The following is a 24,498-nucleotide window of genomic DNA, read 5'->3' as shown; positions in this document are numbered from 1 at the left end:
GGTGATGCCGGGCAGTGCGCATTACGCGGTGCGTGAGACAGCGTCGCGGGAAGCGAGCGCGCGTTCTTCACCGGTAAGCTCAGAAAGCTGACCGTTGCGCATTTCCAGCAGCCGGTCGGCGTGGATAAAGTAGTGATCGTCGTGGCTGATGGCGAAAATGGTTTTGCCCATCTCCTGCATCAGCGGCAGCAGCACCTGATAAAACTCGCGGCGGAAATGCGGGTCCTGATCGGCGGCCCACTCATCCAGCAGAATAATGTCGCGATCTTCTGCCAGCGCCAGCAGCAGCGCCACGCGCTTTTTCTGCCCTTTGGAGAGCTTAAGATCGAGGATTTTGCCCTCTTTTAGCTCCAGCTTGTGCGCCATTTGTAGCTGGTTGATCCATTTCTCAACCAGCAGCGGATCGGCGGCCTTCCCTTCCGGGCCAAGCAGTTGATCAAAGAGCCAGACGTCGGTAAAGACCGCGGAGAACAGTTTGCGGTAATCCTCCGGTTTGCCGGCCGCCACCGCGTTACCGTCAATCAAAATCTCGCCCGACACCGGTTGATACAGCCCGGTCAGCAGCATGGCCAGCGTCGATTTCCCGCTGCCGTTGCCGCCAATCAGGAATACCAGCTCGCCGCGCTTAAGCGTCATATTCAGCGGGCCGACGGTAAAATCGTTGTCCTGATATTTGAATACCACGTCGCGCATCTCCAGCGTGTGCCAATTTTGCATCGGCGTCGGACGCGGGAAGTCGGCGCTGTACGGCGCGAGGTCAAACTGTTTGAGTTTGTTAAACGCCACCTGCGCGCTTAACAGCGTGGGCAGCGCACCCACGGCAGAGAGCAGCGGTGTGCGCAGGAACAGCACGGTGAGAGAAAAGATCGCCGCGACGTTGGTATCGGCCCAGCCCAGACTGTTTGCCATCCAGAACACCAGGCCAATCGCGCCCAGCATCATGATGTTGGACCAGTTCACCGCGCTCAGATGAAAGGTGTCGGCGCGAATAATATGCTGGCGGTATTCGCGGGCATCGGGCTTATAAAGCTCGTTAAAGATATGCTCCGCGCGCTCGCTGTTGAGGGTCAGTTCTTTGCGCCCTTCGAGCACCATCTGGTAATCGTTATGCAGCTTGTCTTCGGTTTCACGCAGGATCGCAATGTGTTTATACACCCGCGCCACCAGCACGAAGCCAATCCAGATGGTGATGGCCAGCCACAGGGCGGTCACCAGCAGCATCTTACCGGACAGCCACGCCATATAAGCCGCCGAGCCGACGGTGAGGATGATCCCCTGCACCAGTTCCGGCAGGCGCACAAAGGCGATAGTGATGTTGCGCACATCGCTGGTGAGCCCGGCCAGCAGTGACGCGCTGCCCAACTGTTCGATGCGCTCGACGTGGGTGTCGAGGATACGTTTGATAAATTCGCTGCGCAGACGGTAGACAAAGTGGTGGCCGAGGGTGGTCAATGCCAGTTGCGAGGCGAGAGTCACGGCCATCAGCAGGATAAGCAGTCCGAGAAATTCCGGCAGGACGGATAAGGACACGTCCACATTCTCAATCAGACGCGTATTAATGAAGGCAATCAGCCCGATGCCGAGCGCTGCGCTGGCAAGGCTTAACGCGATGACGGCAATAAAAGGCCAGCGATATTGTCGCCAGACAAGAAGAAGAAGTTGCATAAATGATCCGGGCAGAGAAAAACAGCCAGCAGTGTAAACTGCTCCTGTTGTGGATCAAGAATAATTCTTATTTATCTTCTTGTTGGGGGACCCTCACCCTGGCCCTCTCCCTCAGGGAGAGGGGACAGACTGTGCGCAGACTTGCCTTTCTCCCCCTTACTTTGGGAGAGGGGAAAAATTGTGCACCGACTCGCCTTTCTCCCTCTCCCTTTGGGAGAGGGTCGGGGTGAGGGGCAAAACGATCACCCCGCCTGACGAAACGTTAAGTTGTACCTGAACTCCCCCGTCAGCGAATGCTCCCCAGGCTTAAGCGGCTGAATACCGTGGTAAAAGAGGCGCGACTCGCCGCCCCACACCACCACATCACCGTGCTCCAGCATCAACCGCGTCAGGGGATCGCTACGCTTGCGCCCGCCAAACTGAAATACTGCGGGCAGGCCAAGGGAAACGGAGACAATCGGCGCACGCAGATCCGGCTCGTCTTTGTCCTGATGCAGCGACAGCTTAGCGCCAGGGGCATAGCGGTTAATCAGGCAGGCGTCCGGGGTAAAGTCCGGGTAGCCCGCCGCCGCGGATGCCCGATCGCACAGCGACCGGAAGACTTCCGGCATTGCAGGCCAGGGGGACTGCGTTTGCGGATCGACAGGTGAATAGAGGTAGCCGCGCGCGTTGGTGGTCCAGCCAAGTTGACCGCAGTTGGTCATCGCCACCGACATGGTGTAGCCGCCGGGCGTGACCATCTGACGAAACGGCGACTGGCTCGCCACCTGCTCTATTGCCGTCATCAGCGCTCCGGCACCGTCAACGGCAAAGCGGCGCAGGATCACCGCGCCGGGGGCAAGCGGTTCCAGCCAGGGATGTTCATCGGCAAACAGATCCAGCATTACTCCTCCTCAATGACAGACTCACGCCCCAGTAACAGGGCTTTGCGCGCCACGCCCCAGCGATAACCGGAGAGCGCGCCGTCGCCGCGTAATACGCGGTGACAGGGAATGACAATCGCCAGTTTATTCGCGGCACAGGCGCTCGCCACCGCCCGGACCGCGCGCGGCTTGCCGATCGCCTCGGCCACGCGCTGATAGCTGAGCGTTTCACCCGGCTGGATCTGGCGCAGCGCCTGCCAGACCTGCATCTGAAAGGCGGTGCCGCGAATATCCAGCGGCAGACGCAAGGTAGCACGCGGATCGTCGAGGCAGGCGATCACCTCGTTAACCCGCGCACGAAATTCAGCATCAGCCTGCTCACGCCGGGCGCGGGGAAACAACTGTGTCAGTTCGGCGATGAGTTGATCGTTATTGTCGGCCAGCAAAATGGCGCAAATTCCGCGCGCGCTTTCGGCGACCAGACAGCGCCCCAGCGAGCAGTGATCCAGCGCGTAACGCACCACCGTCTGCTCGCCGCCGTTGCGGTATTGCCGCGCGGTCATTCCCAGCGTTTCATCGGCTTTACGGTAATAGCTGCCGCTGTCAGGAAAACCGGCGGCCAGCACCGCATCGGTTACGGTGCCGCTTTGCGCCAGGGTTTGTCGCAGGCGGCGGGCGCGAAAAGCCTGCTGCCAGGCTTTTGGCATCAGCCCGGTTTCAGCTTTAAACAGACGATGAAAATGATACGGACTCATGGCTACCTGCTGCGCCAGCGATTCAAGCGTAACGGGCGTGTCCTGCTCAAGAATGCGACAGGCACGGGCGATACTCTCAAGACGATGCTCATCGGCGTTCGCGGCATCCGGATGGCAGCGTTTGCAGGGACGAAAACCCGCCGCCCGCGCACCTGATGCATCCGGGTAAAACTGCACATTTTGTCGCAGGGCGTGCCGCGCCCGGCATGACGGGCGGCAATAGATACCGGTGGTGATGACCGCAAAAACAAACTGGTCATCGGCGGCGGGATTACGATCGAGCACTGCCTGCCAGCGGTGCTCGTCGTTAAGCAAAGTGAGTGTCGGCATGATCGGCTCCTTACGTCAGTGTAGTCTGAGGATGCCTACATGCCGCAAGGGATAAACTGGCAATCTTGCTTTTTAATTTTTATCATGGACAAGGAAGGCGGCAAACTGCGGTGACATCCACGGAACGAAACGGTCGCCCTCTTTGACGATCATATACACCGCCAGCCCCTCGCGACGGACCACTTCCTGCGCTTTCTTCGGGCCAAGCACCATCAGGCCGGTATCCCAGCCGTCCGCTTCCAGCGCGGTCGGGGAAATAACCGTTACCGACACCAGATTGTGGGTAATTGGCTGCCCGGTTTGCGGGTCGATCACGTGCGAAATACGTTTGCCGTCCAGCTCATAATAATTACGGTAGCTGCCGGAGGTGCTGATGCCGTGACCGTTGATATCCACAATCGCCTGCACAGCATTTTCCTGGTCAGTGGGCTTTTGGATCGCCACCCGCCAGGGTTTGTCTTCGCCGTTCATGCCCCGGCTGGCAAGCGCGCCACCGACGGAAACCAGATAACGGACGATCCCTTCCTGCTCCATTAATCGCGCCAGATGGTCGGCAGCGTACCCCTCCCCGACCGTGGAGAGGTCGACGAACAGATCGGGCAGATCTTTTTGCAGGTATTGCCGTCCGGCCTCCTGCGTCACCGTCAAATGTTGCAGGCCCGTGCGCGCTTTGGCGGCGGCAATTTGCTCATCCGTGGGCGTCGTCACCGGCTGGTTTTGAGGGCCAAAGCCCCACAAATTCACCAGCGGCCCAACGGTGATATCCATTGCGCCGTCGGTTTTCGTGCCGATGCGCATGGCACCGGTAATGATGTCGGCCATCGCCTCGCTCACCGGCCACGGCGAGAGGCTTTCTGAGGCGTTAAACCGCATCAGCGCTGAATCTTTTTTCCAGGTGGAGAGAAGCTGATCGTCCGCATCTAATTGCGACTGAATTTTTTGTTGTAGCGCCGTCGCCTGCGTCTGATCGAGGCCGATGACGCTGACGCGCCAGGAGGTGCCCATGGTTTTGCCCGATAATACCGTCGCGGCAGGCACCGCCGGTGCAGGGCTGGATGCGGCATCGCAGCCGGTCAAAATGACAGCAATGACCAGCATCGCTGCACGTAAATATTTCAGTCCCATGTCTACTCTCTCCTTGCTGAACAGGCGCAAGGGTACACCAAAAGTCCGGGTTTGTGACCCATAAAAAAGGGGCCATTCGGCCCCTGATGCTTTTTATATTAAGCGATTAGAACTGGTAAACCACACCCAGCGCGACGACGTCATCAGTGCTGATGCCCGCCTGGTCGGTAAAGGTGTTGTCATCCAGCAGGTTGATTTTGTAATCAACGTAGGTGGACATGTTTTTGTTGAAGTAGTAAGTCGCGCCCACATCAACGTATTTCAGCAGATCCTGGTCGCCGAAGTTGGTCGCACCGTTGGAGATGTCTTTACCACGGGATTGCAGATAAGCGATGGACGGACGCAGGCCGAAGTCGAACTGGTACTGAGCAACCACTTCAAAGTTCTGTGCTTTGTCAGCAAAACCAAACGCGGTGGTCGGGTTGGAACCGTTGGAGGTACCGAAGCGCGTCGCGTTATAGGTCTGGGAATATTGTGCCGCGAGGTAGATGTTGTTCGCGTCGTATTTCAGGCCGCCGCTGTAAACGTCAGCGTGATCGCCTTCGCCGTATACGCCTGCTGCATTCTGGTCAGCGGAACGTTTGGAGGTAGACATTGCGCCGCCAATGCCAAAGCCTTCGCCCAGATCGTAAGTCACAGATGCGCCGTAACCGTCGCCGTTCTGTTTCAGCAGGCTGCGTCCACCGACGTTTTCGCCGCTGACGCTGCCGTTTTTACCCTGGTACTGCAGGGCAAAGTTCAGACCGTCAACCAGACCGAAGAAATCGGTGTTGCGGTAAGTCGCCACGCCGTTTGCGCGGGACTGCATGAAGTTGTCTGCACCGTAAGTATCGCCGCCGAACTCTGGCAGTACGTCGGTCCAGGAAGTGACGTCATAAATCACGCCATAGTTACGACCGTAATCGAAAGAGCCTGCATCACCTACGCGTAAACCGGCGAATGCCAGACGGGTCCAGGCCTGATCGCTGGCGCTTTCAGAGTCGTTAGCCTGAACGTTGTATTCCCACTGGCCGTAACCGGTGATTTGATCGTTAACCTGTGTTTCGCCTTTGAAACCCATACGCACATAGGTCTGGTCGCCGTCTGCGCTGCTGTCATCAGAAAAATAATGCAGACCGTCTACTTTACCGTACAGATCTAATTTGTTGCCGTCTTTATTATAAATTTCAGCCGCATTTGCTGCGCCCGCTACCAGCAGAGCCGGTACCAGGAGGGACAGTACTTTGACTTTCATATTATTAACCCTCTGTTATATGCTTTTTTTTATATGCCACTGCTTTCTGATTGATGGTATGAATCAGTCTGCAAGTTCATTCTCCTCAAAAATACAGAATAATCCAATAAGAATATGATACGAAAACTTTAAAGATGTTTCAAAGTACTACCATCGCGTTTCAGTTTGTAAATATAACGGAACTTTATTTAGCACAAAGCGGTAAAGAATAAAGCATAAATAAACAATAAATTATTTTTTATAAATAAAATCAATCAGTTAAATAAGTTTAATTTTACAGCACTGAATGATAAAAAACTTTGCCAATGCACGACTAAAATAAATACCGCTATCATCATTAACTTTATTTATTACCGTCATTCAGTTTTGAATGTCTGTTTACCCCCCTATTAGGACCGAATGCTCTGCATTCGGTTTTTTTTTGCCGCTTTTCTGGAAATTACTAATAATGTGGTAACTCCACTAAATTATAATGACTATTAATTAAACAATATGATTGGCGAATTCTTTTTACCGCTACGTTTTAATTTATAATTTCTTGTTATTTCGTGCTTTTAACATACCCATTCCGGCGCATATTTATACAAGCGCGCGTTGATTGTCCATCTTTTGCCCTTCGCTAACGTTTATCCTTTTTTATCCCTGCATCCGTGCAAACACATGCACATGAATCTGGAAATTCATTCATTACCCTTTATACTGCCTGCTGTATACTGCCGCGTAACATAATGACTACACGCGTCCATCGCCTGTTTTCGTCGCACATTAAGCGCGCAAAGACCTTATCTTCAAGTGTTGTTATAACGGGTTACACACACGAATGAGTCGATCTGACACAATGATCCCTGGCAAGTTTTCCCTGATACCGGGCAGCATTACCCGTTTCTTTCTTTTATTGATTATTGTTCTGCTGGTGACCATGGGCGTCATGGTACAAAGCGCCGTCAATACCTGGCTGAAAGATAAAAGCTATCAGATTGTCGATATCACCCATGCCATGCATAAGCGCATTGATACCTGGCGCTACGCGACCTGGCAGATTTATGACAACATCGCCGCGGCACCCGCCTCGTCCGCTGAAGGGCTACAGGAAACGCGCTTAAAACAGGATGTGTATTACCTGGAAAAACCGCGCCGCAAAACCGAAGCGCTGATTTTCGGCTCGCACGATGGCACCACGCTTGAAATGACTCAGCGGATCTCCGCGTATCTGGACACCCTGTGGGGCGCGGAAACCATTCCCTGGTCGATGTATTACCTTAACGGCCAGGACAACAGTATGATCCTGGTGTCCACACTGCCGTTGAAAGATCTCTCATCCGGCTTTAAAGATTCAGCAGTAGGTAATGTGGTGGACGCCCGCCGCGCCGAGATGCTGCAACAGGCGAACGCGCTGGATGAGCGGGAAAGTTTCTCTCCATTACGCCGTCTGACCTGGCAAAATGGCTACTATTTCACCCTGCGCACCACCTTCAATCAGCCGGGACACCTGGCGACGGTGGTGGCGTTTGACTTGCCCATTAATGATTTAATCCCGCCGGGCATGGGACTGGACAGCTTCCGTCTTGAGCAGGACGCTTCGCAGGCCACGCTGCGCACGCAGGATAAAGAGATGGCGGACAGCGCACTGGTGAATTTCAACAGTTCGCAGATTGAAATCTCGTCATCGCTGAATTCCACCGGGATGCGCCTGGTGTGGCAGGTGCCGTTTGGTACGCTGCTGCTCGACACGCTGCAAAACATTTTGCTGCCGCTGCTGCTGAACATCGGTCTGCTGGCACTGGCGCTGTTTGGTTACACTACCTTTCGCCACCAGCCGGGCCGTCTGGCTGAAAGCACCGCTTCGCCGGGCGCGAATAATGAATTGCGCGTGCTGCGGGCGCTCAATGAAGAAATCGTCTCGCTGCTGCCGCTGGGCCTGCTGGTGCACGATCAGGAAGCCAACCGCACGGTGATCAGCAATAAGATCGCCGATCACCTGCTGCCTCACCTGAATTTACAGAACATCACCAGCATGGCTGACCAGCACCAGGGGGTGATCCAGGCGACGGTGAATAACGAACTCTATGAGATCCGCCAGTTCCGCAGCCAGGTCGTGCCGCGTACGCAGATTTTTGTGATCCGCGATCAGGACCGTGAAGTGCTGGTAAATAAAAAGCTCAAGCAGGCGCAGCGTCTGTATGAGAAAAATCAGCAGGGTCGTACCGCCTTTATGCAGCATATTGGCGATGCGCTGAAGCGTCCTGTGAAAACGCTGGCCGCCAGTGCCGCTGCGCTCAGTTCGGATGAAAGCCAAAAGCTCGCGCTTCAGGCAGATGAACTGGTGCGGGTAGTGGATGAAATTCAGCTGGCGAACATGCTGGAGAGCGATAGCTGGAAAGGCTCTCCGACCATGTTCTCCATTCAGGATCTGATTGACGAAGTGGTGCCAGAGATCCTGCCGGTGGTGAAGCGTAAGGGCCTGCAATTACTGATTAACAATAATTTGCCTGCCAATGAAGAGCGCCACGGCGATCGTGAAGCGCTGTCGCGCATTCTGACCATGCTTATCCAGTATGCGGTCACCACCACGCAAATCGGCAAGATTACCCTCGAAGTGGACGCTGACGAATCGGCTGATGACCGTCTGACCTTCCGCATTCTGGATACCGGTGAAGGGGTAACCTCAAGCGAAGTGGATAACCTGCACTTCCCGTTCCTGCACGACACCCAGAGTGACAGCTACGGTAAAGCCAACGCCCTCACCTTCTGGCTGTGTAATCAACTGGCGCGCAAACTCGGTGGTCACCTGAATATTAAAGCGCGTGAAAGCCTGGGTACGCGCTACTCTTTACATGTGAAGATGGCCGCTCTTCCGCAGGAAGGCGAATCTGAAGAAAGGCTGTTGGATGATGTTGTCGCCATGATTGATATTACCTCCAGCGACATCCGGCATATTGTTGTTCGTCAGCTGGAAAACTGGGGGGCGAGCTGTATCACGCCGGACGAAAGACTTATCAGTCAAGAATATGATCTCTTTTTAACAGATAATCCGTCTAATCTTACTGCCTCGGGCTTGCTTTTAAGCGATGATGAGCCCGGCGCGCGCAAAATTGGCCCCGGCCTTTGGCGTGTTAATTTCAATATGAGCAATGCCATGCAGGAAGCGATATTGCAGGTTATTGAAGAGCAACTGGCGCAGGGCGACGTTTCCGAATCACCATTAGGGGGAGACGAGAACGCCGAACTGCATGCCAGCGGCTATTATGCGTTGTTTGTTGATACAGTACCCGACGATGTTAAGAGGTTGTATACTGAATCCGCGACAAGCGACTACGCTGCGCTGGCACAGACAGCACACCGACTGAAAGGGGTGTTTGCCATGCTAAATCTGGTACCCGGCAAGCAGTTATGTGAAACGCTGGAACATTTAATTCATGAGAATGATGCTCCAGGCATAGAAAAATACATCAGCGACATTGACGCTTACGTCAAGAGCTTGCTGTAAGCAAGGTAGCCTAATACATGAACAATATGAACGTAATTATTGCCGATGACCATCCGATTGTACTGTTCGGTATTCGCAAATCACTTGAACAAATCGAGTGGGTGAATGTAGTCGGTGAATTTGAAGACTCAACACAGCTGATCAATAACCTCCCTAAACTTGACGCTCACGTATTGATTACCGATCTTTCAATGCCTGGCGACAAATATGGCGATGGCATTACGTTGATCAAATATATCAAACGTCATTTCCCTCACCTGTCCGTGATTGTTCTGACCATGAACAACAACCCGGCCATCTTAAGTGCCGTGCTGGAACTGGATATCGAAGGGATTGTCCTGAAACAGGGTGCACCAACCGACCTGCCGAAAGCCCTGGCGGCGCTGCAGAAAGGGAAGAAGTTTACCCCGGAAAGCGTCTCCCGCCTGCTGGAGAAAATCAGCGCGGGCGGTTACGGTGACAAACGTTTGTCACCGAAAGAGAGCGAAGTATTGCGTCTGTTTGCAGAAGGTTTCCTGGTGACGGAGATCGCCAAGAAGCTGAACCGCAGCATCAAAACCATCAGTAGCCAGAAGAAGTCGGCCATGATGAAACTGGGCGTGGATAACGATATCGCCCTGCTTAATTACCTTTCGTCCGTTACGCTGAGCGCGGCAGACACCAAAGAGTAATGTAGCCCGTCCCCGGCGCGGTAACGCAGCCGGGGCGCTTTCCACCTTATCCCCGCGCCTTTCTGACCCTTTCCGCATAGATCGCCAGCGTTTGCTCCAGCACATCCAGCGTCACCGGCTTCGATAAACAACTGTCCATACCAGACTCCAGACAACGCTGCTTCTCTTCTGCCAGCGCGTTGGCCGTTACGCCCACCACAGGCAGCGTCAGGCCGAGCTGACGAATACGCTGCGTCAGGCGGTAACCGTCCATATTCGGCATGTTTACATCGCTGAGAATAATATCGATGTGGTTTTTACTCAGCACATTGAGCGCATCCACGCCGTCGTTCGCGGTCTTGCACTGATAGCCCAGCGATCCAAGCTGATCGGCCAGCAGGCGGCGGTTAATCGGATGATCGTCCACCACCAGAATCATCATGTCGTCATTACGCGAATCCGGCGAATCGGCATTTTGCTGCGTCGGCGAAGGATCGTTACTCTCCACCTGAATGCTGTAAATACGAGCCAGCAGCAGCACCAGTTCATGCGGCGAAGCCACGCCATGTACCCACTGCCCCGGCGTACGCTCCAGCGGCATACCGATGTGCCGACGGCAGAACGTGATAACCGCCCTGCCCGGCCAGCTTTCACTGAGTTCATCGTCTGCGATCAGCGTATCGTTCGCATCGGGCGTCTGGCCCTCATAGCGTAACGCGCGGATCCCGTTACGCTTAAGCAGCGATTCAACGAAGCTGTACAGGGACGCATTGCGTACGGCCAGCCAGCAGGTCGTTTCCGAAAGCCCATCAACGTCGAGCTTTTGCGGTTCCTGCGCGCCGTAGAGCGGAATACGCACGGTAAACTGACTGCCCATGCCCGGCTCGGTATCCACCGAGATATCGCCGTCCATCATGCTGACCAGCTTCTCGCAAATAGCCAGCCCAAGCCCGGTGCCCTGGAAATTGCGCTGCACGCCTGTCCCCACCTGGAAGAACGGATCGAACAGCCGCAACACTTCTTTAGACGGAATGCCAACGCCGGTGTCACGCACCCGGATACACAGATAATCCCCGGCACGCTGCACATGCAGAATGATGCAGCCGACATCGGTGAACTTGATGGCGTTACTGAGCAGGTTTGAAATCACCTGTTGCAGACGCATCGGATCGCCATTCAGCGCCACCGGCACGTCCGGTTCAATAAAGCAGTACAGCCCAAGCTGTTTGCGCACCACCAGCGGCAAATAGTTGGCGGTGATATGGTTCATCACCTCACGCGGGGAAAACTCACGCGGCTCAATTTTGAGCTGTTCCGATTCAATTTTTGAGAAATCGAGAATATCGCTGATGATCTTAAGCAGCAGGCTCGACGAGTTATTCATCGCCGTCACCAGACGATCAACCCCTTTGGGCAGCTCTTTGGTTTGCAGCAGATCCAGGTTGCCGATGATCCCGTACAGCGGGGTACGCAGTTCGTGACTGACGGTTGCCAGGAACATCGATTTTGACTGACTGGCCTGCTCCGCCGCCTGCGCCATATCCTGCAACGACTCTTCCATTTTGACGCGGGCGGAGACGTCCACCAGCACGCAAATCGCTACGTTTTCGTTGCGGTAGCGCGAATGCACAAAGCTGATTTGCAGATTGGTATTGTTGCTGGTCAGGACATCGACAAAGTTAACCTGCTGACCGCAAATAATCTGCGTCAGCCGTTGCCGGTCCTCGTGGGTCAGCATGTTGAGATAGTTATGCGCCAGCTCATTACTGAGGATATTAATCCCGTCGAGGGTACGCAGAATGCAGATCCCCACGGGGGCGGAGGCGACAATTTTGCGGTTGAATTGCTCGTGCTCTTCGAGGCGCTGGGCGTCCGTTTCGGCCGGAATAAAAATACGCCGCTCGTACATCCGCGCCAGGGTAAAGAGCGCAATCCCCACCAGCACGTTAAGCAGTACGGCATTGAGGATCAGCATCCGGATGCGTTCCAGCACCAGATCCACCGGCACGGAATAGACAATATTCAGCGATGAAGGCGGCAGGCTTTTCTTCAGCACCAGTTCGTGGAAGCCGGAGGTGTAGCCAAACCAGGTGCGCTCCTGCATCCAGCGCGGATCCACTTCAAAGCGCTTCTCCGGCCCGGTAAGGGAAATCAGCGTATGGCCGTTTTCATCAATAATGGTGACGCCGACCGGTAAACTGCCCGGCGTATAGAAGTTATCCATACGGATGGTTTGCTCGATGCCGAGCAGTGCCTGAAGGCGGTTAGCCAGATACACCGGCGTGAGCGCGTAAAAATAGCCCATGCCCGGACGCGAACCCTGGCTCATCCAGAAAATGTTGTTGCCGCGCTCTTCCTGCGGAGCGTTACGGTATTTGAGGATGCGCTCATGCAGGCTTTTCAGCGCCGTTTCACGCTCTGCGGGCACATCACGCAGGCTAAAATCAGCCATGCAGAGATTTTCACTGCCGATAAGGAATACGCGGTTCAGATCATACGCCGCCGAGAAATTATCCCGCCAGAAACGCATAAACCACGCCAGCGATTCGAGGGACCCGCGCCAGGTATTACCCATCGCGGAACAGTCAGAGTCCGGGAACAGCGGCTGGAAGTCCGGCACCTCACTGGCGACGCTCTGTCCGCGCGGCGTCAGAACGCCGCCTTCCGCCGTCAGGCGGTTTTCCGCAATGTACTTTAGCTCTTTCATCACGTCAGAAGTGCGCTGGACGTAGCGCTGCGCCTGCTCTGCACTGAGCGTTAACTCTTTGCGGATTTCAGATTCTTTTTGTTGCAGGGCGTTCAGGATGTAAAACACCGAACATAAGGCAATTAATAGCCAAAGTAATAACGCCAGCGCCCGGAAAAGGTAGCGAGAGACTTTCAGCGTGGTGCGAAAAGAGACGAGGTATTTCAAGGGGGCGAAGCTCCGCCGCAGAATGTTAAAACAGTGTGGATAAAGTAGCGGTAAAAGCCCCGCGTCGCAATGTTCTCTCTGTTCCGGAGCACGTTATCGTGCCGAAAAACGCGCTTTGCCTGAAAAAAAGCTCTCCGACGGAGAAATCCCAACGCCAGTCCATTGGGATTTCTTCACGCAAGCGCGTTTATTGCAGATGCCACCGTGCAACGATAGCTTCGGCACGACTGAGCAGTTCCGTGCTGAAAGAGGTCTGCACAGAGGCTGCGTTGTCTCGCACTTGCTCAACCGTGTGCGCCCCTGCGATGACAGGCCCGATTTCGTCCTGAGCAACCAGCCATTGAATGGCCAGATGCGTCAGTGACACCCCGGCTTGCGCTGCCAGCGCTTTGAGCTCTTCCACACAGTTAAAGTAAGGTTCAAACGCCTCGCCATTGAGCTTGGGGTTATTCCGGCGGTCATCGTTTTCATCCCAGTTACCCGCGCGACCTAACGTTCCTGTGAGCAGACCCTGCATCAACGGTGAGTAAGGCAAGTACTTGATATCGTGCTCCTGGCAAAATGGCAGCGCCTCGTCACGCGCGCGATATTGCAAAGGAATAGTATGGTAATGCTCAGGATTCTGCTCCAGCAGGTTATACAGCCCCTGAAAAGTCGCAACCTCAGTACCTGCCATCATGTCGCGCGTCATTTCCAGCGAGTAGTTGGACACCCCAACGTGGCGGATTTTACCCTGTGCCTTAAGTTCAGCGAGGGCGGCAGCCGTTTCAGAAACAGGCGTATTCGGATCGGGCCAGTGTACCTGGTACAAATCAATGTAATCTGTCTTCAGGCGCATCAGGGAGTCGTCGATCTCTTTGAATATGCTCGCCCTGCTCAAATCCTTACGCGTTTTTTTGCGCTCATCCTGTGACCATGGCAGACCACACTTGGTGGCGATGATGATCTCATGGCGCTTTTCATGTTGCAGCGCCTTGCCCAGCACCGTTTCAGCATGACCTTTGCCATAGACCGGAGCCACATCAAAGAAGTTAATACCCGCATCAATGGCGGCTCTGATGGCGCGAACCGATTCATCGTCCGTGACGTTATTCCATGTCCCACCGATAGCCCAGCAGCCAAACCCTACTGCGGAGGCGCTGAGATCTTTGATTTGCTTAAATTTCATGGCGTCATTTCCTGTTATTTAAGCTCAGGCCAGTAGCCTTTATTTGCCTCGATCATTTCATCAAGGATTTGCCGCGCCACGCTCGCAGAGGGAATGGTTTTGTTCAGAGTGAACGCCTGGAGCGCTTTTTCATAAGAGCCTTCAAGGGCCGCATCCACCAGGCATTTCTCGGACATCAGTTGCTGCTGAAGCATTCCCTGGTAGAAGTGCGAAACGTTTCCCACCTGAATGGGATACACTTTATCGCGGCCCAGTAGCGCAGGCACTTCAACCATCGCGTCGTCCGGCAGTCCTTTTATCAGCCCGTTGTTCGGGATAATCACCAGCCATTTTTGCCGCAGGTCGTAAGCCATTGACATCGCCACGTCAGCAATAAATTCACCGTGCACGCCAACGTGGAATTTATCTTCGACCTTGCCGTCGGAGAGGCGAATTTGCTCGATCATATCGAACATTTTCTTCTCCCGGTTTTCCATCACCTCGTTGGCGCGGGTGCGATCCGGGTTGGAGTGCGCCACGATTTCATCGGCCATCAGGTAGTACTGCAGGTAGGTGTTAGGAATGTACTCCGGGAACATTTGCATCAAAGGCTGCGTATTGCTGAAGGTTTTGATCCACGAAGGCTCTGAGTGGCACGCATTTTCAACTTCCTTCTCGGTCAACATCCCAAATTTCTGGATATGCTCACGAAGCTGCGGGATTTTCTCTTCGCCATCGACCTTAACAGAGGTGAACCAGCCGTAGTGGTTAAGACCAAAGTATTCCACGTCAAGCGCGTAGCGGTTTACGCCCAGAATGTTGGCCAGGTTACGCTGAATCGCAACCGGCATGTCACAGATATTCAGTACGCGCGCGTTCGGGCGCAGACGGTTGACGGCGTCCGCAACGATTGCGGCCGGATTTGAGTAGTTGAGCATCCAGCAGGTGGCTTTCGCATAGCGTTCCATAAAATCGATTAATGCGATCATAGGGAAGATGGTGCGCATTCCGTAAGCAAGCCCCCCTGCCCCGCAGGTTTCCTGGCCCACGCATCCATGGCGAAGCGGGATTTTTTCGTCGGATTCGCGCATTTTGTACTGACCCACACGGATCTGGGCGAAAACAAAATCGGCCTGTGAGAAAGCAACCTCGGGTTCGGTCGTGACAATTAATTTCACCTGAGGGGCGTGGGTTTTGACCACGTAATCGACCAGAATCGCCACTTTATCCTGGCGCGCTTTATCAATGTCATACAGCCGAATTTCCGCCACGGGAAAATCTTCGCCTTTCATCAGAAGTGCTTTCACAATACCTGCGGTATAAGTTGATCCGCCGCCCGCGATTGCAATGATTTGTGCCTGTTTGTTCATGACCGTCCTCAATTCATTCCAGATAAACCAGCAATATAAAAAGGTTATCTTTCTTATAACCTTTGTTGAATTGGCTGCATCGTATCGTTACAGGACGGCATGACAAATATTCAAAATAGATTATGTGATCCTTCACTAATTATTTTTACGATAGGTTATATTTCCCATAAATAAATAAGACCACTTTAGCGAGGAAGATAAATAGCTAATTTATGGGCGTCAGGATGAAACCAGGCTTCGGTAAAGTCAAAGCGACGGCCATCCATCAGATTAGAGACCGAGCGTAAATTCATAACGGGATAACTCTTTTCCATCTCCAGCATTTGCATAATCGCTTTATCGGGTTCTACAGCGGTAAATTCCTGCCGGCTGCCCTGGATCTGCATCCCTTTATCGCGCTCAACATAATCAAATTTGGATTTCTCCAGCGTTGAAATGTTTAAGTCGGTGAATAACGAGACCGGCATGTAGCTGTCTTCAACAATATGGGGCTTGTCATCAATATATTTTACCCGGCGGATGTAGTAGAGCGGCTCGCCTTCCGGCAGTTCCAGCAGCTTGTGAACCGAGACATTGTTTGTAATCAAGCTGAACTGAAAGACTTTGTATTTCACGGTTTTGTTACAGCCAACAAGGATTTCAGTGGTGCCCGCCAGACCGCGCATTTCGTGGGAATACTGCTTACCCAGCACATAGGTACCAGAGCCGCGGCGCTTCTCCACCAGATTGAGTTTTACAAGTCCCTCGACGGCTTTTCGGATGGTAATCCGGCTGACGTTATATTCTCCAATGAGCTTTTTTTCTGTAGGCAGCGCCGCGCCAATCTCATAAACACCTGTATTAATTTTTTCTTTAAGATCGTCCAGGATTTTTATATATAACATGCTCGCCTCAATTAATTGGTACTATTTTTATTATAATAACATGACGTATTTGGTTAAAATAAGTCATACATCACAAAACACATCCCTTAAAGTTGTCATACAAAGATAAAGGAATAAAGTGACCAAATAAATCCAATAATATTCACTGATTATTTTTATGGAACAAAGATATGAATAAACAAGCTATAACCGCTTACCTGAGTGACTTATCCAGGGCGATGCTGGCACCCATTTATGTTCTCCCCATGGTCGGTCTGGCCATTGCTATCGGCGCGGCGGTCACAAATCCCTCCATTGTGAGTGCCATTCCCTTTCTGGATAACGCGTTTTTTGCCGGCACAGGAAAGGTTTTAAAATGGGGCACGCTCTCTGTTTTGATTAATTTGCATATTATTTTTGCGGTCGGCCTGTCGATGGGGCTGGCAAAAAAAGATAAGCATTTAGCCGGTTTTAACGCGCTGATTTTGTATTTTGTTTATCTGTACGCAATGAACACTTATATGGGTCTTAACGGCCTGTTAATTCAGGGGGAACTGAAAGGCACCGGGCAAAGTAATGTGCTGGGTTTGCAGGTCGTCGATACGGGGATTTTCGTCGGTATGCTGGTCGGCATCCTCAACGCTGCGGTTCACAATAAATACAGCCAAAAAGTTATTCAGGGGGCTTTTGCGCTATACGGTGAATCCCGTCTCGTTTTATTGATCATGATCCCGGTTGCCATGTTCCTGGGCATTGCTTTCACGCATATCTGGCCTCCCGTGCAGCACGCCATTCAGGGCGCAGGCTCGCACATTATGGAATCAGGGCACATCGGCGTGGGGATCTACGGCTTTATGGAGCGCATTCTTATTCCTACCGGCCTTCACCATTTACTGTGGATCCCGCTTCATTTCACGGAAGTCGGCAGCTGTGCTCACGTCTCGGGCCAGACGTACTGTGGTATTGAGAACATATTCCTGGCAGAAATGACGGACCCCACCATTACGCGTCTTTCCAGCACGGTGGTTTATGATGCCCGCTCGCTGGTTAAAATCTTCGGCCTGACGGGGGCGGCGCTGGCAATGTATCACTGCGCGGATGAGTCGAAAAAATCCCATGTCAAAGCTATCCTGGTGCCTGCCGTTGCTTCTTCAATCCTCGTTGGGGTAACGGAACCTATCGAATTTTCTTTCCTGTTCGTTGCGCCGATCCTTTTTGTTGTGCACGCCATTCTCTGCGGTGCGTTCATGATACTGGTCTCTGTCTTTGACATTGTGACTATCGGGAAAGGCGGCCTGATTGACCTGATTATGTACAATGTCCCGCTGGGCGTGGCGAAGACCGACTGGCCTTACTATCTGCTGCTCGGCGTCGTGCAATGTGCGACGTACTACATTGTCTTCCGGGTTCTGATCACGAAGCTGAACCTGAAAACGCTCGGTCGCGGTGACGCTGAAATGAAACTGCACACCAAAGCCGATTACAAAGCGAAAAAAACGAGTGGTTCCGTCGCCACGATTGATAACGCCGTGGGCAAATACAACTCAGCCGCCATTATTCAGGGCCTGGGTGGGAAAGAGAACATCGTTGATGTGCAGAACTGCTATACCCGCCTGCGGGTAGAAATTCGTCATCCAGAGCGGGTGGATGAATCCATCATCCAGGAGGCGAATCCGATGGGTATCGTGCGCAATGGTCAGAACATACAAATCATTTTCGGAAGCCATGTGGCATTAGTACGGCAGGAGGTCAATGAGGCACTGGCGATGTCGAATTAACCATCGTGCAATAAAAAGGGAGGCTAAGCCTCCCTTTTGCACTGTTTAAATACGGCTGTTATAACAGCGTATTATTCTTCAGCATCATCCGCGACATCATCGTCAGCATCGGTTTCCGGGGCGATTTCATCATCGCCTTCAGCTACCGTACCATCGATTGCATCGAGTTCTTCTTCATCAACCGGTTCGGCAACGCGTTGCAGACCGACGACGTTTTCATCTTCCGCCGTGCGGATGAGGATCACGCCCTGAGTATTACGACCGACGACGCTCACTTCTGACACGCGGGTACGCACCAGGGTGCCCGCATCGGTGATCATCATGATCTGATCGCAATCGTCTACCTGCACCGCACCCACCACAGAGCCATTACGCTCGGTGACCTTGATGGAGATAACGCCCTGCGTGGCACGGGATTTGGTCGGGTATTCCGCCGCTGCGGTACGTTTACCGTAGCCGTTCTGGGTTACCGTCAGGATCGCCCCTTCGCCGCGCGGAACAATCAGAGAAACGACTTTATCTTCGCCTGCCAGTTTGATCCCGCGTACGCCGGTCGCCGTACGGCCCATTGCGCGCACCGCGTTCTCTTTGAAGCGCACCACTTTACCGGCGGCAGAGAACAGCATGACTTCATCGTTACCGGCGGTCAGATCGACGCCAATCAGTTCGTCACCGTCGTTCAGGTTCACCGCAATGATCCCGGCAGAACGCGGACGGCTGAACTCGGTCAGCGCGGTTTTCTTCACCGTACCGCTGGCGGTCGCCATAAAGACGTTAACGCCCTCTTCGTACTCACGTACCGGCAGGATCGCCGTAATACGTTCGTTCGCTTCCAGCGGCAGCAGGTTGACGATAGGACGCCCACGCGCACCACGGCTCGCTTCCGGCAACTGGTAAACCTTCATCCAGTAGAGACGGCCACGGCTGGAGAAGAGCAGGATCGTATCGTGGGTGTTCGCCACCAGCAGACGGTCGATAAAGTCTTCTTCTTTAATGCGGGCGGCGGACTTGCCTTTACCACCACGGCGTTGCGCTTCGTAATCCGTCAGCGGCTGATACTTCACATAGCCCTGATGCGACAGGGTGACAACGACGTCTTCCTGGCTAATCAGATCTTCAATGTTGATATCCGCGGTGTTGGCGGTAATTTCAGTGCGACGCTCATCACCGAACTGATCGCGAACCAGTTCCAGCTCTTCGCGGATCACTTCCATCAGGCGTTCCGCGCTGCCCAGAATGCGCAGCAGTTCAGCAATCTGATCCAACAGCTCTTTGTATTCGTCGAGCAGTTTTTCATGCTCAAGGCCGGTCAGTTTCTGCAAACGCAGATCCAGAATCGCCTGTGCCTGCTGCTCAGTCAGGTAGTACTGACCGTCGCGCACGCCAAACTCAGGTTCCAGCCACTCCGGACGCGCTGCATCGCCGCCAGCACGTTCCAGCATTGCAGATACGTTGCCCAGATCCCATGAACGCGCCACGAGGCCCGCTTTAGCTTCCGCAGGAGTCGGCGCTCGACGAATCAACTCGATAATCGGGTCGATGTTGGCCAGTGCTACCGCCAGCGCTTCAAGGATGTGCGCACGATCGCGCGCTTTACGCAGTTCGAAAATGGTCCGACGCGTCACCACTTCACGACGATGGCGCACAAACGCAGAAAGAATATCTTTCAGGTTCATGATCTTCGGCTGACCAAGGTGCAACGCCACCATGTTGATACCGAAGGAGACCTGCATCTGCGTCTGGGAATAAAGGTTGTTCAGCACCACTTCGCCGACCGCATCGCGTTTAATTTCAATCACGATGCGCATACCGTCTTTGTCAGACTCATCGCGCAGCGCGCTGATGCCTTCCAGACGTTTTTCTTTCACCAGCTCGGCGATTTTCTCGATCAGGCGCGCTTTGTTCACCTGATACGGAATTTCGTGCACGATGATGGTTTCGCGGCCCGTCTTCGCGTCAGCTTCAACTTCTGCGCGGGCGCGGATGTAGATTTTACCGCGACCGGTGCGGTACGCCTCTTCAATGCCGCGACGGCCATTGATGATCGCCGCCGTCGGGAAGTCCGGCCCCGGGATGTGCTCCATCAGCCCTTCAACGCTGATGTCTTCATCATCGATGTAAGCCAGACAGCCGTTGATGACCTCGGTGAGGTTATGTGGCGGAATGTTAGTTGCCATCCCGACTGCGATGCCCGACGAACCGTTTACCAGAAGGTTCGGGATCTTGGTCGGCATGACCTCAGGGATTTTTTCCGTTCCGTCGTAGTTATCGACGAAATCAACCGTCTCTTTTTCCAGATCGGCCATCAGCTCGTGGGCGATTTTCGACATACGGATTTCCGTATAACGCATCGCCGCCGCGGAGTCGCCGTCTACCGAGCCGAAGTTACCCTGGCCGTCGACCAGCATATAACGTAAGGAAAATGGCTGCGCCATACGAACGATGGTGTCATAAACCGCGCTATCGCCATGAGGGTGGTATTTACCGATAACGTCACCCACGACACGGGCAGATTTTTTGTAGGCTTTATTCCAGTCGTTGCCCAATACATTCATGGCGTATAGTACGCGACGGTGAACCGGTTTTAAGCCATCGCGGACATCCGGCAGCGCACGGCCAACAATGACCGACATCGCATAGTCCAGATAGGAGCTCTTCAGCTCTTCCTCGATGTTAACCGGTGTAATTTCTCTCGCAAGGTCGCTCATCTAACCGCTATCCCTCTACTGTATCCCGGATTCAAAGGTCGCAAATTATAACACAGCCGCGGTGTTAGGGGTAAACCAATACCGTTTATTCACGCTCACGGCCTGATATACTCAACGGTCTTGTTGATAAAGGAGTAAAAGCGCCCATGAATGCCGAAAAACCGTCGATGGCTCAGAATGTTGACCATGAAGAGATCGCGAAATTTGAAGCCGTGGCGTCTCGCTGGTGGGATACCGAAGGCGAGTTTAAACCGCTGCACCGTATTAACCCGTTGCGCCTCGGTTATATCACCGAACGCGCCGAAGGATTATTTGGCAAAAAGGTGCTGGACGTGGGCTGCGGAGGCGGCATCCTGGCAGAAAGCATGGCGCGTGAAGGCGCACTCGTCACCGGGCTGGACATGGGGGCTGAGCCCTTGCAGGTTGCGCGCCTGCACGCACTGGAGTCCGGCATTGCGGTGGATTATGTTCTGCAAACCGTTGAAGAACATGCCGACAACAACCCGCAGCAGTACGATGTAGTGACCTGCATGGAGATGCTGGAGCACGTTCCCGATCCGCAGTCCGTGGTTAACGCCTGTGCGAAGCTGGTCAAACCCGGCGGACATGTTTTCTTTTCCACGCTCAACCGCAACGCGAAATCGTGGCTGATGGCGGTAGTCGGGGCCGAATACGTGCTGCGCATGGTGCCGAAAGGCACGCACGATGTGAAAAAGTTTATTAAGCCTGCCGAACTGCTGGGCTGGATTGACGCCACCCCGCTCACAGAGCGCCACATCACCGGCCTGCATTACAATCCGCTCACCAACACTTTTAAACTCGCGCCGGGCGTTGATGTTAACTATATGTTGCATACAACAGCGAAAAAAGAGTGACGTTAATTTATAAAGATTGCGCAATATTGCGTTGCGCAATTTCCCCCGCCGTCGAAGAAATCAGCACTCGATCAAATTTTGATTTTTTTTTACTGAATATTGACTTCCCCTGTAGGCCTTATGGTTCGGGGACTTAGCGATTCTTACCTTTTCGCAACCTCAATTTAACCTCAAAATCAACTCTTGTGCTGAAAAGAATCCCTACTAGAATACTCACCATATAGCGTTTCTCTTATCGCAAACCCCCTACATATAGTATTTATCCACAGGTTTAGCCACAGCGCGGATCTGTGGATAAACGGGGGGATATTTTTTTATTTCACGGACAGGTAAATATGAATCAGAGTCTGCTGGTGACAAAGCGTGATGGTCGTACTGAGCGCATCAATCTTGATAAAATCCATCGTGTACTGGATTGGGCGGCAGAAGGACTGAATAACGTCTCTATCTCTCAGGTTGAGCTGCGCTCACATATCCAGTTTTACGACGGGATTAAAACCTCCGATATTCACGAGACCATCATTAAAGCGGCGGCAGATTTGATCTCCCGTGAAGCGCCTGACTACCAGTATCTGGCTGCCCGTCTGGCCATTTTCCATCTGCGTAAAAAAGCCTACGGCCAGTTTGAACCGCCGGCTCTGTTTAACCACGTGCTGAAAATGGTTGAGCTTGGCAAGTACGACAATCATCTGCTGGAAGACTACACGGAAGAAGAGTTCAAGCAGATGGATTCGTTCATCGTCCACGATCGCGACCTGACCTTCTCGTATGCCGCAGTGAAGCAGCTCGAAGGCAAATATCTGGTGCAGAACCGTGTGACCGGTGAGATCTACGAGAGCGCGCAGTTCCTCTATATTCTCGTGGCGGCCTGCCTGTTCTCTAACTACCCGCGTGAAACCCGCCTGGACTACGTGAAGCGTTTCTATGACGCCGTTTCTACGTTCAAGATTTCACTGCCGACGCCGATCATGTCTGGCGTGCGTACCCCGACCCGTCAGTTCAGTTCCTGCGTACTGATCGAGTGCGGCGACAGCCTGGACTCCATCAACGCCACCTCCAGCGCGATTGTGAAATACGTTTCCCAGCGTGCCGGTATCGGTATCAACGCGGGCCGCATCCGTGCGCTCGGCAGCCCGATCCGTGGCGGCGAAGCCTTCCACACCGGCTGTATCCCGTTCTACAAGCACTTCCAGACCGCGGTAAAATCCTGCTCTCAGGGCGGCGTGCGCGGCGGTGCAGCAACGCTGTTCTACCCGATGTGGCATCTGGAAGTGGAAAGCCTGCTGGTGCTGAAAAACAACCGTGGCGTGGAAGGCAACCGCGTCCGCCACATGGACTACGGCGTACAAATCAACAAACTGATGTATACCCGTCTGCTGAAAGGTGAAGATATTACCCTGTTCAGCCCGTCCGACGTGCCGGGCCTGTATGACGCCTTCTTCGCCGACCAGGACGAATTCGAGCGCCTGTACACCCAATACGAAAAAGATGACAGCATCCGCAAACAGCGTATCAAAGCGGTTGAACTGTTCTCACTGATGATGCAGGAACGCGCCTCAACGGGCCGTATCTACATCCAGAACGTTGACCACTGCAACACCCACAGCCCGTTCGATCCGGCCGTTGCTCCGGTGCGCCAGTCCAACCTGTGCCTGGAAATCGCCCTGCCGACCAAACCGCTGATGGATGTTAACGACGAAAACGGCGAAATCGCTCTGTGTACGCTCTCCGCGTTTAACCTGGGTGCGATTAAGAACCTGGACGAGCTGGAAGAGCTGGCGGTCCTCGCGGTCCGTGCGCTGGATGCTCTGCTGGATTATCAGGACTACCCGATCCCTGCGGCCAAACGCGGTGCAATGGGCCGTCGTACGCTGGGTATTGGCGTGATCAACTTCGCTTACTGGCTGGCGAAAAACGGCAAACGCTACTCCGATGGCAGCGCTAACGTGCTGACGCACAACACCTTCGAAGCCATTCAGTACTACTTGCTGAAAGCCTCGAACGAGCTGGCCAAAGAGCAAGGCGCGTGCCCGTGGTTCAACGAAACCACCTACGCGCAGGGCATTCTGCCGATCGACACCTACAAAAAAGATCTCGACGCGATTGTCAGCGGCGAACTGCATTACGACTGGGAAACCCTGCGCGAGTCGATTAAAACGCACGGCCTGCGTAACTCCACGCTCTCTGCCCTGATGCCGTCTGAGACCTCTTCGCAGATCTCCAACGCCACCAACGGTATCGAGCCGCCGCGCGGTCACGTGAGCATTAAAGCGTCGAAAGACGGCATCCTGCGTCAGGTGGTGCCGGACTACGAACTGCTGAAAAACAACTATGAACTGCTGTGGGAAATGCCGAATAACGACGGCTACCTGCAACTGGTTGGCATCATGCAGAAGTTTATCGACCAGTCGATCTCTGCCAATACCAACTACGATCCGACGCGCTTCCCGTCCGGTAAAGTACCGATGCAGCAGTTGTTGAAAGACCTGCTCACCGCTTACAAATTCGGCGTGAAAACCCTGTACTATCAGAACACCCGCGACGGTGCTGAAGATGCGCAGGACGATCTGGTACCGTCTATTCAGGACGACGGCTGCGAAAGCGGCGCGTGTAAGATCTGATTATATTGCCCCCTCACCCCGGCCCTCTCCCCAAAGGAGAGGGAGAAAACCGAACGTTCCCTCTCCCCGCGGGAGAGGGTTAGGGTGAGGGGAAATTCATCCTACAGGACCTA

General features: G+C 53.6%; 15 protein-coding genes. 5 read left to right on the top strand and 10 right to left on the bottom strand.

Annotated elements, in window-relative coordinates:
• Nucleotides 1-21: 21 nt before the first annotated feature.
• From BM373_RS01500 to BM373_RS01480, 5 genes are all read right to left on the bottom strand, one after another.
• Nucleotides 22-1,665: a multidrug ABC transporter permease/ATP-binding protein gene (locus BM373_RS01500; protein ID WP_090458643.1), complete on the bottom strand. Its 1,644-nt coding sequence runs from the start codon at nt 1,663-1,665 to the stop codon at nt 22-24.
• Nucleotides 1,666-1,907: 242 nt separating this feature from the next.
• The gene (gene alkB, locus BM373_RS01495) at nt 1,908-2,549 is read right to left on the bottom strand and encodes a DNA oxidative demethylase AlkB (protein WP_090458641.1); all 642 of its coding nucleotides are present in this window, start codon (nt 2,547-2,549) and stop codon (nt 1,908-1,910) included.
• Nucleotides 2,549-3,613 carry a bifunctional DNA-binding transcriptional regulator/O6-methylguanine-DNA methyltransferase Ada gene (gene ada, locus BM373_RS01490; protein WP_090458639.1) on the bottom strand — a complete coding sequence of 355 codons (1,065 nt, stop codon included), beginning with the start codon at nt 3,611-3,613 and terminating at the stop codon, nt 2,549-2,551. Before ada ends, alkB begins: the two co-directional genes overlap by 1 nt.
• A gap of 72 nt (nt 3,614-3,685) precedes the next feature.
• Nucleotides 3,686-4,738 (bottom strand): FAD:protein FMN transferase ApbE, encoded by a 1,053-nt coding sequence (gene apbE / locus BM373_RS01485; RefSeq protein ID WP_090458633.1) that lies wholly within the window; start codon nt 4,736-4,738, stop codon nt 3,686-3,688.
• Nucleotides 4,739-4,844: 106 nt separating this feature from the next.
• Nucleotides 4,845-5,972: a porin OmpC gene (locus BM373_RS01480; protein ID WP_090458631.1), complete on the bottom strand. Its 1,128-nt coding sequence runs from the start codon at nt 5,970-5,972 to the stop codon at nt 4,845-4,847.
• Nucleotides 5,973-6,792: 820 nt separating this feature from the next.
• Here BM373_RS01480 and rcsD point away from each other — a divergent pair.
• Nucleotides 6,793-9,459, top strand: coding sequence for a phosphotransferase RcsD (rcsD, locus tag BM373_RS01475; RefSeq protein ID WP_090458629.1), 2,667 nt, complete (start codon nt 6,793-6,795; stop codon nt 9,457-9,459).
• Between the two features lie 17 nt (nt 9,460-9,476).
• On the top strand, nt 9,477-10,130 hold the full coding sequence (gene rcsB, locus BM373_RS01470) for a response regulator transcription factor RcsB (RefSeq protein WP_090458626.1): 654 nt from the start codon (nt 9,477-9,479) through the stop codon (nt 10,128-10,130).
• 46 nt (nt 10,131-10,176) lie between these two features.
• Here rcsB and rcsC read toward each other — a convergent pair whose 3' ends face one another.
• From rcsC to BM373_RS01450, 4 genes are all read right to left on the bottom strand, one after another.
• The gene (gene rcsC / locus BM373_RS01465; RefSeq protein ID WP_090458621.1) at nt 10,177-13,023 is read right to left on the bottom strand and encodes a two-component system sensor histidine kinase RcsC; all 2,847 of its coding nucleotides are present in this window, start codon (nt 13,021-13,023) and stop codon (nt 10,177-10,179) included.
• A gap of 187 nt (nt 13,024-13,210) precedes the next feature.
• Entirely contained in the window at nt 13,211-14,191 is a 981-nt protein-coding gene (locus tag BM373_RS01460) for an aldo/keto reductase (protein WP_090458618.1), read from the bottom strand.
• 14 nt (nt 14,192-14,205) lie between these two features.
• Nucleotides 14,206-15,540 (bottom strand): 6-phospho-alpha-glucosidase, encoded by a 1,335-nt coding sequence (locus tag BM373_RS01455; protein WP_090458615.1) that lies wholly within the window; start codon nt 15,538-15,540, stop codon nt 14,206-14,208.
• Between the two features lie 185 nt (nt 15,541-15,725).
• Nucleotides 15,726-16,424: a GntR family transcriptional regulator gene (locus BM373_RS01450; protein WP_090458612.1), complete on the bottom strand. Its 699-nt coding sequence runs from the start codon at nt 16,422-16,424 to the stop codon at nt 15,726-15,728.
• A 170-nt stretch (nt 16,425-16,594) separates the two neighbouring features.
• Here BM373_RS01450 and BM373_RS01445 point away from each other — a divergent pair, with 170 nt between their 5' ends.
• Nucleotides 16,595-18,181 carry a PTS transporter subunit EIIC gene (locus tag BM373_RS01445; protein ID WP_090458610.1) on the top strand — a complete coding sequence of 529 codons (1,587 nt, stop codon included), beginning with the start codon at nt 16,595-16,597 and terminating at the stop codon, nt 18,179-18,181.
• A gap of 71 nt (nt 18,182-18,252) precedes the next feature.
• On the opposite strand, the gene gyrA is transcribed toward BM373_RS01445, so the two are convergent.
• On the bottom strand, nt 18,253-20,889 hold the full coding sequence (gyrA, locus tag BM373_RS01440; RefSeq protein WP_090458607.1) for a DNA topoisomerase (ATP-hydrolyzing) subunit A: 2,637 nt from the start codon (nt 20,887-20,889) through the stop codon (nt 18,253-18,255).
• A gap of 146 nt (nt 20,890-21,035) precedes the next feature.
• Between gyrA and ubiG the strand changes: the two genes are divergently transcribed.
• A complete protein-coding gene (gene ubiG / locus BM373_RS01435; RefSeq protein ID WP_090458604.1) occupies nt 21,036-21,764 on the top strand; it encodes a bifunctional 2-polyprenyl-6-hydroxyphenol methylase/3-demethylubiquinol 3-O-methyltransferase UbiG in 729 nt (242 codons plus the stop codon).
• A gap of 335 nt (nt 21,765-22,099) precedes the next feature.
• Complete coding sequence (gene nrdA / locus BM373_RS01425) at nt 22,100-24,385, top strand: class 1a ribonucleoside-diphosphate reductase subunit alpha (RefSeq protein WP_090458601.1); 2,286 nt, start codon at nt 22,100-22,102, stop codon at nt 24,383-24,385.
• The last annotated feature ends 113 nt before the right edge of the window (nt 24,386-24,498 follow it).

This window comes from Enterobacter sp. kpr-6 (assembly GCF_900116015.1).
Taxonomy (GTDB): Bacteria; Pseudomonadota; Gammaproteobacteria; order Enterobacterales; family Enterobacteriaceae; genus Enterobacter_D.
The sequence above is the reverse complement of the archived record's forward strand: the minus strand, read 5'-3'. Positions and strand labels throughout refer to the sequence as shown.

Bases quoted from the DNA above. Each gene is read 5' to 3' on its own strand.
- apbE (WP_090458633.1), bottom strand. From the start codon at position 4,738: ATGGGACTGAAATATTTACGTGCAGCGATGCTGGTCATTGCTGTCATT.
- gyrA (WP_090458607.1), bottom strand. From the start codon at position 20,889: ATGAGCGACCTTGCGAGAGAAATTACACCGGTTAACATCGAGGAAGAG.
- ubiG (WP_090458604.1), top strand. From the start codon at position 21,036: ATGAATGCCGAAAAACCGTCGATGGCTCAGAATGTTGACCATGAAGAG.
- BM373_RS01445 (WP_090458610.1), top strand. From the start codon at position 16,595: ATGAATAAACAAGCTATAACCGCTTACCTGAGTGACTTATCCAGGGCG.
- ada (WP_090458639.1), bottom strand. From the start codon at position 3,613: ATGCCGACACTCACTTTGCTTAACGACGAGCACCGCTGGCAGGCAGTG.
- BM373_RS01500 (WP_090458643.1), bottom strand. From the start codon at position 1,665: ATGCAACTTCTTCTTCTTGTCTGGCGACAATATCGCTGGCCTTTTATT.
- BM373_RS01450 (WP_090458612.1), bottom strand. From the start codon at position 16,424: ATGTTATATATAAAAATCCTGGACGATCTTAAAGAAAAAATTAATACA.
- rcsB (WP_090458626.1), top strand. From the start codon at position 9,477: ATGAACAATATGAACGTAATTATTGCCGATGACCATCCGATTGTACTG.
- nrdA (WP_090458601.1), top strand. From the start codon at position 22,100: ATGAATCAGAGTCTGCTGGTGACAAAGCGTGATGGTCGTACTGAGCGC.
- alkB (WP_090458641.1), bottom strand. From the start codon at position 2,549: ATGCTGGATCTGTTTGCCGATGAACATCCCTGGCTGGAACCGCTTGCC.
- BM373_RS01460 (WP_090458618.1), bottom strand. From the start codon at position 14,191: ATGAAATTTAAGCAAATCAAAGATCTCAGCGCCTCCGCAGTAGGGTTT.
- BM373_RS01455 (WP_090458615.1), bottom strand. From the start codon at position 15,540: ATGAACAAACAGGCACAAATCATTGCAATCGCGGGCGGCGGATCAACT.
- rcsD (WP_090458629.1), top strand. From the start codon at position 6,793: ATGAGTCGATCTGACACAATGATCCCTGGCAAGTTTTCCCTGATACCG.
- BM373_RS01480 (WP_090458631.1), bottom strand. From the start codon at position 5,972: ATGAAAGTCAAAGTACTGTCCCTCCTGGTACCGGCTCTGCTGGTAGCG.